Source organism: Parabacteroides sp. APC149_11_2_Y6 (assembly GCF_054506995.1).
Genome location: NZ_CP173709.1, coordinates 1,418,898 through 1,432,194 on the forward strand (window position 1 = coordinate 1,418,898; position 13,297 = coordinate 1,432,194).

Below are 13,297 nucleotides of genomic sequence, written 5' to 3' on the forward strand. Positions count from 1 at the left end.
CAGATGACTGATGCTGTTTGGGAGACTTTAATCATATTATAAGTTATTCGATGAATATTGGATTCGTAAAAGATTGTTATGGATGTGGTGTTTGTGCCACTGCATGTCCACAAAATATAATAGAAATTATCTTAAATGAATCGGGTTTTTATGAACCTTCTATTTTAGACATTTTAAAATGTACAGATTGCGAATTGTGTTGTGATGTTTGTTCTTATCTTCACGAAGATCTTACGTTACATAATTCGGCCGTACATAGTTTCGCAGCTTGGAGTAAAGATAAGAATGTTAGAAGAAAATGTTCTTCTGGTGGTGTTAGTTTTGAAGTTGGGCGTGCTCTGATAAACAAAGGATATGGAGTTTGTGGTGTTCGATATAATGCAGAAATAAATCGTGCAGAGCATTATATTGCTTCTACAGTGGAGGAACTAATCCCTTCTATTGGAAGTAAATATATTCAAAGTTATACGGTGGATGGCTTCAAGGCCATAGACCGGAAACAGAAATATTTGGTGACAGGCACTCCCTGTCAAATAGATTCTTTTCGCCGTTATGTTCGAAAATTTAAGAAAGAAGAAAATTTCGTATTGATGGACTTTTTTTGTCATGGCGTTCCTTCTATGTTAATGTGGAACAAGTACATTAAGAAAGTGGAGAGAGCGATAGGCAAAGTCACCTACGTGTGGTGGCGCAATAAATTGACTGGTTGGCATGATTCGTATGCGATGGTTATAAACAGTGAGACATACAATGAGAAAAATAATATGAGTAATTCTTCGGATTTATTAACAATAGAAAAAAAGAGCAAGTATAATTCTCGCCTTTCTCAAGGTGATGTTTTTTATCGTTTGTTTTTGAGTGATACTTGCTTGGGAAAAGCCTGTTATGAGAAATGTAAATTTAAATATGATCGTTCAGCTGCAGATATTCGCATTGGTGATTTGTGGGGGAAAATATATCAATATAATGAAGATGGAGTAAGTGCTGCTGTTGCTTTCACACAAAAAGGATGGGAATTATTACATGAGTGTAACTTAGAAATTGTAGAACATTCCTTCGATGTTGTAGCTGAAGGACAAATGAAAGAAATGCTAATACGTGATGGACTTTATGAAAAGATGAGAACTTTACTTCAAAGGGATGATTTGGATATAAATCAGATATATGCAAAATTATCGGTTGCTTTGAAATGGAGGAAAGTGAAGAACAGATTAAAACATCCGATGAGAACAATAAAGAATGCGTTGAAAAAAATAGGGAGGTAATGATGATATGTACAATTATTTGTTATCTGTATATAATCTATGGTATATCATTATAAATTTTTGCATTACAAGACTATCAGGTAGAAATAACATAAAGTAAAAATATAAATCTATTACGTAATGGCTTGTTTTTATTTAATTAAAAAAATAGCAGTTAGTCTAGATATAGAAAAAATATGTCGATAAAAAATTATATAAAACGAGGTGTAAAGTATATCCTTACAGGGGAACCAATAAATCATATCACAGCCAATATCGTTACATTGGCACCTAATGAGCTTCTAAAAGGGCGTACAGCACTTATTACAGGTGGAACGGCAGGTATAGGTAGAGCAATAGCTAAGGCTTTTTTACAAAGTGGTGCAGATGTTGTTATTACAGGTCGAACGAACGAACGTTTGGTTTTCGCTTGTGAGGAGTTGAAACAGGCAGGCACGACAGGGCTGGTTTATAGTATATGTATGGATAATAGAGATGTCTCGTCTTTTTCGGTTCACATTGATAGAATTTCAGAGAAAATTAGAGGTAATATAGATATTTTAGTGAATAATGCTGGTGTCTTAGGTGGTGATATAAAGAATGTGACAGAAGAAGAATACGACCAAATCCTAAATACGAATTTAAAAGGAGTCTTTTTTCTTTCTAAATTCTTCGGTGAATCTTGGAAAGAGAAAGGAGTTGCTGGAAATATATTGAATATAGCTTCTTCTTCAAGTTTGAGACCGGCTGTATCGGCATATACACTAACGAAATGGGGAATTAGAGGATTGACGCTCGGTTTAGGTAAGAATTTTGCACCCTATGGTATAACTGTTAATGGGATAGCTCCTGGACCTACAGCTACGCAAATGATCATAAAAAAGGAGGCAGATAATATCACTTTTCCCACAAATTCTTTAGGCCGACTTACTATGCCTGAAGAAATTGCAAATATGGCTGTATTTTTAGTCAGTGATATGGGACGTTCAATTATAGGTGACATTGTTTATATGACAGGGGGATCGGGGCTTGTTACTTTAGACGATGTGAAGTACTCATTTTAGGACACAACAATGACGAATATAAATAGTGAGAACAATAAAAGAATAGCTAAAAACACACTGTTATTATATTTTCGCATGATATTCACGATGTCGGTGAGTTTGTTCACTAGTCGTGTGATATTAGCTACATTGGGGATAGAAGATTACGGAGTAAATAATGTAGTGGCCGGATTTGTAACGATGTTTTCTTTTTTTTCAGGTTCTTTAGGTGCAGCTATCAGTCGTTTTCTAACTTACGAATTAGGTAGTGGAGATGCAGAGAAATTGAAAAAGATTTTTTCTACGTGTGTAAATGTGCAATTGTTGATGTCGCTTTTCGTGGTAATCTTAGCTGAGACTATTGGAGTATGGTTTTTAAACACTCAATTGAATGTCCCCGAAGCGCGAATGATTGCAGCCAATTGGGTGTTCCAGTTTGCGATTCTTGGATTTGTTTTCAATCTAGTGAGCATTCCATACAATGCGTCCATTATTGCCCACGAATGCATGGACATATTTGCATATATCAGTATATTGGAAGTGATGTTGAAGTTGGTAATAGTCTATATGCTGTATATCTCTCCATTTGATAAACTTATAACCTATTCCATTTTGTTTGCTGCCGTTGGTCTAATAATTAGAATTGTATATGGTATATATTGTAAACAACATTTTGCTGAATGCCATTATCACATGATTTTGGATAAGAGAATGTTGAAAGAAATGTCAAGTTTTGCTGGTTGGAACTTAATGGGGACAGGAGCCTATCTGTTTAATACACAGGGTGTAAATATCATAACGAATATATTCTTTGGTGTGACAATAAATGCTGCCCGTGGAATTGCTACTCAAGTGGAAGGGGTGGTGAAACAGTTTGTGAATAGTTTTACAACGGCTTTGAATCCTCAGATTACTAAATCGTATGCGGCAGGCAATAAGGATTATATGTTTAAATTAGTCTGTAGAGGTGCCAAATACTCCTACTTTCTCATGCTTTTTTTTGTCGTTCCATTTATGTTTGAGGCAGAGACTATATTGAAATTATGGTTGAAAGAAGTTCCTCCGTATACTTCTTTATTTTTGCGGTTAACATTAATAGGGGCAATGTTTGATCTTTTGGGAAATTCTACAGCTAATGCTTGTTGGGCCACAGGACAAGTAAAGCGTTACTATCTGTGGGTAGGTACAATTGGTGCTAGTGTCTTTTTTATTTCATGGGGATTATTTGCTTGCGGATTTCCTGCATATATGGCTTATTTGACCTTCATAGGTGTATATATAGTGATTATTTTTGTGAAGTTGTATGTTCTTAAGGATTTGTTGGAATTTCCGGTGCAGATGTATTATCAAGAAGTTTTTGTCCGTATCATTCTAGTAACTATTACGGTTTTCATTATTCCAAGCATTCTGTATCTCATGATGGAAGCAAGTATCTTTCGTTTCTTGTTAATTTCGGTCGTAAGCGTGTTATCTATTTTGGTATGTATACTTCTATTGGGGTTAGAACGGTCTGAGCGAACAATAGTGGTTAACAAGGTCCAGTTGATAATTAAAAAAATGCATAAATAAATTATGGAACAATATTATACCGATGAACGAAATGTTCAGATATTGATAGCTTTGCTCAAATCACATGGTATTAAGCGAATTGTAGCTTCTCCCGGTTCTACGAATGTGACTTTTGTTGGTAGTTTACAACAAGACTCCTATTTTGAAATATATTCTTGTGTGGATGAACGATCTGCGGCCTATATGGCCTGTGGATTAGCTGCAGAGACGTTAGAACCCGTAGTATTGAGTTGTACGGGAGCAACTGCATCTAGAAATTATTTCTCTGCCTTAACGGAAGCGTATTATCGTGGGTTACCTATATTATCGGTAACTTCTACCCAAGAAAAGTCTAAAATAGGGAATTTGATACCGCAGGTAATTGATCGCAGTGTACAGCCGCATGATATTGTGAAGTTCAGCGTACATCTTCAAACGGTAAAAGATGAAGATGATGAATGGAATGTTACCTTGAATGCGAACAAAGCAATATTGGAACTAAACCATCATGGTTTTGGACCTGTACATATTAATTTAACCACTCGTTATAGTCGTAATTTTAAGATAAAGGAACTGCCTAAAGCTAAAAAAATGATGCGATATATGTTAGGTAGTAATCTGCCTGAACTACCTAAAGGGAAAATTGCAATATATGTTGGATCTCATGGACGTTGGACGGATAATTTTACAAAAGTGGTTGATAAGTTTTGTGAAATATATAATGCAGTGGTTTTTACTGATCCAACGGCGAATTATTATGGAAAATATCGTGTAGCATACGAACTCGTAGCTTTGCAAAAAATAGAAGATGAAAACAAAAAAATGGATTTGCTTATTCACATAGGTATGATGTCGGATACAGCTGGCATTGTAAGACCTAAAGACGTATGGCGCGTATGTGAAGATGGAAAATTAGCAGATAGATACAAAGTGCTGAGTAATGTGTTTGAAATGCCTGAACAAATATTTTTTGAATATTATATAAAGGAAAGCGAAGGAAATAAAGGAGATGATAGTTATATTAAATCGTGTAGAGAGGCAATAAATCGTATAGAGAAAAAACTTCCGGAGTTACCTTTTTCACATATATGGGTAGCTTCCAAATTATTTGATAAATTGCCACAGAATTCAACTTTGCATTTAGGTATTCTAAGTCCACTTCGCTCTTGGGGCTATTTCACTTTCGATTCAACTATTGAAGTATATTGTAATCAGGGAGGCTTTGGTATAGATGGTAATATGTCTTCTTTGGTAGGAGCATCATTGGTAAATTTAAACAAACTGTATTTTGGGGTAGTTGGCGATCTTTCTTTTTTCTATGATATAAATATTTTGGGAAATCGTCATATTGGCAAGAATATTCGAATATTACTCATAAATAATTCTCTTGGTGCGGAATTTCATTTGTCTAAACAATTGAACTGCATTTATGTAAATGGAATTAGTAAATATATATCTGCCGCAGGTCATTTTGGTAATCAATCTTCAACTTTGGTAAAGCATTATGTAGAAGATCTAGGATTTGAATATATTGCGGCTTCGAACAAGGAGGAATTTTGGAGAGAGTATAAATATTTTGTTTCTTCTGAAATAATGGATAAACCCATAGTCTTTGAAATATTTACACAAGTTGAAGCAGAAAATGAAGCTCTAAAAAAAATGATGGAAATTGAAATCTCTTCAAAAAACAAGTTGAAAAATAGTCTTAAGAATATACTGGGAAACTCTATTGTAGATGTGATAAAGAATGTAAGTATTAGATGATTTGAATGTTGCTATTTTGAAAAAATAATATTATAATACTAAATATATATCCTCAAGTATGAAATACTACTTTCCAATACACCTGAATGGTGGCAATCGCGGTTGTGAAGCGATTGCGAAGGGTACTGCCTTAATTTTAAAAGAGAAAAAAGAAAATTTGATAGGTCTCTGTACAAATATAGAACTTGATCATCGTTTAAAGGTAGATGAGTTTGTGACTTTGCATCCCATGCGATCACGTAATCTGATGTTCCGTATTAATAATAAACTATATGGTATGGTAGAGTCAGACGAGTGGAAGCGTAAGCAATTTTCTTATCATTATGAATATATGTCATTTTTGAATCAATTAAAAGAAGATGACATAATGCTTTCCACAGGAGGAGACATGATGTGTTACCAAGAGAATCAGGTGGTTTATACAGTCGATTATCTATATAAACGTGGTATTCGTTCTATTTTATGGGGATGCTCTATTGGAGAAAATAATATTACCCCTCGCAAGTTAAAAGCTTTGAAACAGTTTTCGTTTATTTATGCCCGTGAAACATTAACACAAGAGGTTTTGGAGAATTATAATATCAATAATGTCGTGGTTTATCCAGATCCTGCTTTTGTGCTTGAGCCTATAAAGTGCAAGCTTCCTGAATGCTTTTCGTTAGGGCAAGTTGTAGGAATTAATTTAAGTAACTATGTTATGGGGGGATTTGCTTTAAAATCAGAATTTGCAAAAGAAGTGGACGGTCTGATAAAGCACATTCTTCAAAATACTGATAATCAGATATTACTTATACCTCATGTGTTATGGAAAGGGCAAGATGATCGTATCATCAGTAATTTAATCAAGGAAAAATATCATTCGGATAGAATTTCCATCCTTGATAGTAGTAATTTGAATTATTGCCAAATCAGATTTGTTATTTCAAGGTGCAGTTGCTTTATTGGTGCACGTACTCATTCTGTTATTTCTGCCTATTCAACTTGTACACCTGCAATAGCGCTCGGATATTCTATTAAATCAAAGGGGATAGCTAAGGATTTAGATATGCCTCAAAATACGGTTGTAAATAGTTTAAAAACAAAAAAAGGGGATTTAATTAGTGCGTTCTTATTTCTATCAAATAATGAAAATGAATTAAGAAATAAGTTGAAAATGAAGATTGATAAATATAAGGAAAATGCTTGGAATATTATTGAAATAAAAAAATAAAATATAAATAATATAATATTGTTGAAGTTTTTTTGTAATCATAGCTTCTATAATCAAGTGTGAATATAAATTAAAACGATGTGGATGTTATTTGCAACTAATACTGTAATAATTACTTATGAAATTAGATATAATTGCTCGATATATAATTTATAATTATTTCTTGCTAACAGCTCTTGCTGGATTTGGGAATATGTTAGGAATCGGTATATTGCTAAAATTAGATCTTATTTTACTTTTGTCTGGACTTTATATTTTTTTTTCATCTTCAATAAAGAAGATGCAGAAAATAGATATTCTGTTATTGTTATTTTTGTTATGTATATCTATTTCAAGTGCACTCAATAACTATTCTTCAGATTTATTATATTATGGGCTTAGATATCAAATATTATTAACTATATTCTTCTTTATTGGGAAAAGTGAATGGTTTGCTGACTGGAAGTTTTTTGATAAAATGCAAATACCTATTATAACAGTTTCATTAATTGGATTGTATTTGTATTTAGTACAACCAAGTTGGTATATGGTATGGAAATTACAATCAACAACCGAGTTTTCCAGTGAAAGTCGTATTCTTGAAATGACACGCCTTTCTGCTTTTTGGCAGTATCCTTATTGGGTAAGTTATGGTTGTGCTTTGTTATATCATTATAAATTATATATGATGTTTATGGGGAGTGTGAGAAAACAAGATGTACTAATCATCTTTTTTTTATTTTTAATCGTTGTGCTTACTCAACAAAGAGCTCCTTTATTATTTATAGTTCTTTCAACGGTGTTTTTTTATATATATTCCTTTTGTTCGAAATCAAAATATCAATATAAGAAATTCAGAAGAGCACTAAATATTTCTATTATTGTTTTGTTTATTGCTGTTTTATATGTATTATTTAATATTTTGGATGAAGACCGAATTGTTTTTATGATTAATAAAATTGTTTCTGTAGATTCTAATAATACTTCTTTCTTGAATGAACGATTAGGTTTGTATAAAGATTTTCAAAATATTCCTGTGAAATTTTGGGGAGATGGAATTGGTCGTTATTCTCATTTAGCATATCAGCAAAATAAATTAGCAATTACTGATTGTCAATATATACAAACATTACATGAGACAGGATATTTTGGTTTTATTGGATACATAATTATTTTTGTATATTTAATTATTAATGGAGTGAAGAATATTAAACTAAATATTTTTGAAATAGGTGTATCTGTTTTTTATTTAATAGCAATGATTGGAGCAAACCCTCTTAGCAATCAGGGTATTCATACTGTATTTTTTTGGATATGCTGTGGTCGAATGATTAATAACAATTGTCTGCGATATAAACAAAATGAATATGAAAAGAGTAATTGCAATTAATCTACCTCAATATCATCCATTTAAAGAAAATGATGAATGGTGGGGTAAAGGATTTACAGAGTGGACGAATGTGACGAAAGCAAAACCTCGTTTTTTAAGACATTATCAGCCTCATTTACCGTCCGATACAGGGTTTTATGATTTGCGTTTGCCTGAAGCAAGGAATATGCAGGCCAATATGGCTCATGAATATGCTATTTATGGCTTTTGTTATTATCATTATTGGTTTAATGGAAAGCAATTAATGGAGCGTCCTGTTAAAGAAATTTTAGCGAGTGGACAGCCGGATTTCCCTTTTATGCTTTGCTGGGCTAATGAAAATTGGAGTAGAAATTGGGATGGTAAATTTCGTAACATTCTTATAGAGCAGCATTATTCAGAGGAGGATGATATAGAACATATGCGTTATTTATGTGGTGAAGTTTTTAAAGATACTAGGTATATATGCATAGATGGGAAACCAGTATTTGCTATATATCGTTCTAATTTTTTTCCAAATATGAAACATACAATTGATGTGTGGCGTAAAGTTGCAAAAGAGGAGTATGGAATAGAACTATATTTAATCCGAGTGGAGAATGAACTGGATTTTGGTCCTAAATATCTTGACTGTGGCTTTGATGCTGCAATGGATTTTCAGCCTTTGTTAATGGGGGAATTTAATGCATGGTGGCGAAATCTTCCATTTAGAATAATGAATCATTTATTTAAAGGAAAATATCAATGGTTTAATAAGCATTTTAGTTATGCTTCGTATGTAAAATATCGAATGAAAAAACCAATGGCGAATTATAAATGTTATCCATGTGTCTCACCGGGTTGGGATAATTCTCCTCGACGTAAAAAACCTCCCTATATGGCTTTTGTGGGGAGTACTCCCGATTTGTTTAAGATGTGGTTGAAAGATACTTTATCTCGTTTTAAGCCTTTTAGTAAAGAAGAAAATTTGGTTTTTATCAATGCATGGAACGAATGGGCAGAAGGTAATCATTTAGAACCTGATCAAAAATGGGGAAGACGATATTTGGAAGTTACAAAAGAAGCAATAAATGAAACAAGTAAAGGGTAGTGTTTTATGAAAATGCCATTAGTGACAGTGATTATACCTAATTATAACCATGCAAAGTATTTGAAACAGCGAATTGACTCTGTATTAAATCAAACATATACTTCATTTGAGGTCATTATCTTAGATGATTGTTCGACGGATAATAGTAAGGATATCATCTTGTCTTATAAAGATAACCCACATATTTCAAATATTGTTTTAAATAGCGAAAATTCGGGAAGTACGTTTAAGCAATGGAACAAAGGATTTGAATTGGCAAAAGGAGATTATATATGGATTGCAGAGAGTGATGATTATTGTGATTTGAATCTGTTAGAATTATTACTAACACAAATACGAAAACATTCTTTAACTTCCATAGTATATACTAGTTCCCATTTAGTTGATGAAAAGGGACATTACATAAAAAAAATAAGAAAGAAAGGCGTTCAAATATTAGGAGGGGAAGCTTTTATCATGAAACATATGATGATGGGAAATGCCATATTAAATGCTAGTTCTGCTATTTTCTCGAAAGAGGCATTGGGTAAATGTAAGTTAGATTATACTACTTTTAAAGCTGGAGGAGATCGTTTGTTCTGGATTTATTTGGCAGAACACGGTCGAGTAATACATTTAAGGGAAGCACATAACTATTTTAGACAGCATAATAAAAAAGTAACCTCAAATGCTGCGAAATCTGGTTTAGGATTTATAGAATCATTGAAAATATATGATTATTTAAAATCACATGGATATTTATATGGATTTAGGGAGCATTTAACTCATGGTTATTATATGTGGTTAATTGGGCATGTAAAGGGCTATGAGAATTCACAAGTAAAAGGTCATATATATGATCTATGGAAACCAAAATGTTCCCATCCCATATTAAATGAATATTTGTTTATTCTTTATCGCATATATACAAAACTGATAAGTTTATTTTAAACAATTCTTATACAATTTTTTAAGTTATGAAAATACTAACAATTACTTGTCATAATGTATATAATTTTGGTGCATCATTGCAAGCTTATGCTTTACAGCATTATCTAGAAGAATTAGGGCATGAGGTAGAAATTATTGATTATCGTCCCAGTTACTTATGTAAAAAATATGATTGGAAATCATTTACAAGTAAAAAATATGATAAATTGAATAGTCTTTTTATAACAAGATGGATGTTTCGTATAGCTAAATGGTCTTATTTAAGATTTTCACTAGGACGTAAAAAATGCTTTGATGAATTTACTAAGAATTATTTGAAATTAACCGATAAGACCTATCAGACTATTGAAGAATTGGAGATGGCTCCTCCTTGTGCTGATATTATTATAGCCGGGAGTGATCAAATATGGAATCCTTTATTTCCCAATGGCAAAGATCGCAGTTATTATATTGATTTTGCTTTATCACAAACTAAACGAGTGTCGTATGCTGCTAGTTTTTCTGTAGAATACGTTCCTGACGCAGATAAAGGATTTGTAAAAGGAATGTTGTCTAAAATGGATCATATCTCAGTAAGAGAATATCAAGGAGTAGACATCCTGAAATCATTGGGTATAAAAAATGGTGTAAAAGTATTGGATCCAATCTTTCTTCTTGATAGAAGTTATTGGGAGACATTTATGCATAAAGGCTCAGAAAAGGATTATATATTAATTTATGACTTTGAAGGGAGCGACTTGATGAAGCGTGTCGCTTTATATTTTAAAAGGAAAAAAGGTTGGAAGATTTATTCTATTAATGATGCATTGCCTCGATTGTATGCGGATAAGAATTTTACTAAGGTAGGACCACAGGATTTTCTTTCCTTAATTTATAATTGTAGTATGTTCTTGTCTAATTCGTTTCATGGAACCGCTTTTGCTGTTTATTTTAATAAACCTTTTTATGTATTTGGGCTAAAGGGTATTAGCTTAAATTCAAGAATGGAGAGCCTGCTGCGTTCTGTAGATTTAAAGGATCGCTTTATTACGGAAAATATTGATATAGAAAAACATCATTTAAATTATGACTTTAATAAAGTGAATTTATTAATAGAGGAAGAGAAAAACTATTCTAAGCAATTCTTGGATTCTGTATTGAAAACTAACTAAAAAGATCGTTTATATGACTCTTTTATCAATCTGTATTCCTTGTTATGGACGAGTGGAATACGTTAGGAAAACTTTGAAAAGTATTTTTATAGATAATGCTGATGCTCCATTAGAAAAGTATGAAGTTATTATATCAGATAATGATTCTAATCAGGCAATTAAAGTATTGACAGAAGAATTTAAGTACCCTAATCTGAGATATTTTTATACCAATTGCGAAGGATTCATGAATTCTTATTATGTGTTGACTTATGCACAAGGAGAATTTTTAAAACTGCATAACAGCCAAACTTTATTTAGAAAAGGGAGTCTGAGTAAAATTATTTCCGAGATAAAGAGTAATATAGAAAATAAGACTTTAATCTTTTATACAAATGGATTATTGGGAAGTCGTAAAAGTCAAATCTATTCTAATTTTAATGATTTTATGTACAACCTCTCATATTGGTCTTCATGGAGCAATGGGTTTAATATATGGAAATCAGAATTTGATAAGATAGACAAAAATCTGAAGTTAAATAAATTGTTTCCTCACACTTCCTTGTTTCTTACTCAGCATCAGGCAAAATTGTTTTGTATAAATGATAACCTATTATTTGATGTACAAAGAATACCTAAACGAGGGGGACATAATAAATTTGAGGCATTTACAATTGAGTATCCTTCGTTGCTGGATGAATGTTGTAAGAAAGGGCATATTTCAACGAAATGTAAAAAACACATATTATTTGGAATTATGGTACAGTTTCTTCCGTCTTTACTTTTTAATAAATACATTATTCGAATAGAAACATTTGATGATACGGGTTTTAGAGACAACTTGAAGAAAAATTATCCTCCTTATGCTTATTGGCTTGTTTTAATTTCAGTTTTAGGTGTTCCTTTTAGATTGCTCTGTCGAAAATTAAAAAATAAAAGATGAAGGCTAAGATATTCTGTCTGTTTTTTCTTATAGTATTAGAATTTATAGTATGTCCGCAGAACGGTTGGGCACAAGACAATACTATTCCTATGATTGGTGCCTACTATTTTGACGGTTGGTCCGGAAAAAATAATTCTCAAGAACTATGGGCACAAGAAGCCCCCACTCATCTGACAGAGAAGCTATATAATGATTATAACGAACGTCAACCAATTTGGGGGTGGAGAAATGATGATTTAGCTATAATGGAGCGTCAAATAGATATTGCTTCCCAAAATGGCATTACTTTTTTCCTGTTTTGCTGGTATTGGAAAAAAGATAAGGGTGAGATGGATATTAAAAGTATAGAAAATCATGCATCGCATACTAGTTTAAAGCTCTTTATGAAAGCTCGCAATAAGCATAAAATGAAATTCGCTTTATTAATAGCCAATCACCAGGGAGCTCGGATAGAAGGAGAGGAAAATTGGTTGAAAGCAATGGATTATATGGCGGATACATATTTTCAAGATAGTCAATATCTTAAAATTGAAAATAAACCTGTAGTGGCATTCTTTAATGCCAAAGCGGCTGCTCCATCGCTTATCCAAATGAATGACCACTTAAAAGCTAAAAATTATGCAGGCCTGTTTTCGATATCCTGTAATGATAAGAGTAAGAAATATAGTGCAAATTCGTGGTATAATATTCGTGAACGTGAGCCAGGATATACTTATAGAAAAGAGTATGAAATTTTAGTGAAGAATACAGAAGTAACTTGGTACACTTATCCTGAAGAGTACAATATTATACCATTGGTGATGGCAGGATGGGATCAACGGCCATGGGAGAAACAAGAAAAATCTCTTTATTATGTGAATAGGTCGCCTAAACTCTTTAAGCAGCATCTCAAAAATGCTGTGCGATTTGTGAATGAAAGAGGTTGTAAACCTAAAATGATATTGATATATGCTTGGAATGAATATGGAGAGGGTGGATATGTAGCACCTACTCTAGGAGACCCAAAAGGTGAATATTTGAAAATGATAAAAGAAGTAATGCGTTAGA

At 32.5% G+C, this 13,297-nt stretch carries 11 protein-coding genes; all 11 read left to right on the top strand.

The features are described from left to right. Window positions 1-50 precede the first annotated feature (50 nt). The 11 genes from ACGE0T_RS05710 to ACGE0T_RS05760 all read left to right on the top strand — a co-directional run bounded on the left by ACGE0T_RS05710 (window position 51) and on the right by ACGE0T_RS05760 (window position 13,296). Complete coding sequence (locus tag ACGE0T_RS05710) at window positions 51-1,265, top strand: Coenzyme F420 hydrogenase/dehydrogenase, beta subunit C-terminal domain (RefSeq protein WP_459189571.1); 1,215 nt, start codon at window positions 51-53, stop codon at window positions 1,263-1,265. A gap of 176 nt (window positions 1,266-1,441) precedes the next feature. Continuing rightward, complete coding sequence (locus ACGE0T_RS05715; RefSeq protein WP_459189572.1) at window positions 1,442-2,308, top strand: SDR family NAD(P)-dependent oxidoreductase; 867 nt, start codon at window positions 1,442-1,444, stop codon at window positions 2,306-2,308. A gap of 75 nt (window positions 2,309-2,383) precedes the next feature. After that, window positions 2,384-3,856 (top strand): MATE family efflux transporter, encoded by a 1,473-nt coding sequence (locus ACGE0T_RS05720; RefSeq protein WP_459189573.1) that lies wholly within the window; start codon window positions 2,384-2,386, stop codon window positions 3,854-3,856. Between the two features lie 3 nt (window positions 3,857-3,859). Beyond that, window positions 3,860-5,599 (top strand): thiamine pyrophosphate-binding protein, encoded by a 1,740-nt coding sequence (locus tag ACGE0T_RS05725; protein WP_459189574.1) that lies wholly within the window; start codon window positions 3,860-3,862, stop codon window positions 5,597-5,599. Window positions 5,600-5,657: 58 nt separating this feature from the next. Beyond that, window positions 5,658-6,809 (top strand): polysaccharide pyruvyl transferase family protein, encoded by a 1,152-nt coding sequence (locus tag ACGE0T_RS05730; RefSeq protein ID WP_459189575.1) that lies wholly within the window; start codon window positions 5,658-5,660, stop codon window positions 6,807-6,809. A gap of 118 nt (window positions 6,810-6,927) precedes the next feature. Beyond that, complete coding sequence (locus tag ACGE0T_RS05735; RefSeq protein WP_459189576.1) at window positions 6,928-8,178, top strand: O-antigen ligase family protein; 1,251 nt, start codon at window positions 6,928-6,930, stop codon at window positions 8,176-8,178. Then, window positions 8,156-9,247: a glycosyltransferase WbsX family protein gene (locus ACGE0T_RS05740; protein ID WP_459189577.1), complete on the top strand. Its 1,092-nt coding sequence runs from the start codon at window positions 8,156-8,158 to the stop codon at window positions 9,245-9,247. Before ACGE0T_RS05735 ends, ACGE0T_RS05740 begins: the two co-directional genes overlap by 23 nt. Before the next feature lie 6 nt (window positions 9,248-9,253). Next, window positions 9,254-10,177: a glycosyltransferase family 2 protein gene (locus tag ACGE0T_RS05745; RefSeq protein WP_459189578.1), complete on the top strand. Its 924-nt coding sequence runs from the start codon at window positions 9,254-9,256 to the stop codon at window positions 10,175-10,177. Between the two features lie 26 nt (window positions 10,178-10,203). Beyond that, window positions 10,204-11,328, top strand: coding sequence for a polysaccharide pyruvyl transferase family protein (locus ACGE0T_RS05750; RefSeq protein WP_459189579.1), 1,125 nt, complete (start codon window positions 10,204-10,206; stop codon window positions 11,326-11,328). 13 nt (window positions 11,329-11,341) lie between these two features. After that, entirely contained in the window at window positions 11,342-12,250 is a 909-nt protein-coding gene (locus tag ACGE0T_RS05755) for a glycosyltransferase family 2 protein (protein WP_459189580.1), read from the top strand. Then, the gene (locus tag ACGE0T_RS05760) at window positions 12,247-13,296 is read left to right on the top strand and encodes a glycoside hydrolase family 99-like domain-containing protein (protein WP_459189581.1); all 1,050 of its coding nucleotides are present in this window, start codon (window positions 12,247-12,249) and stop codon (window positions 13,294-13,296) included. Before ACGE0T_RS05755 ends, ACGE0T_RS05760 begins: the two co-directional genes overlap by 4 nt. Window position 13,297: the final 1 nt, after the last annotated feature.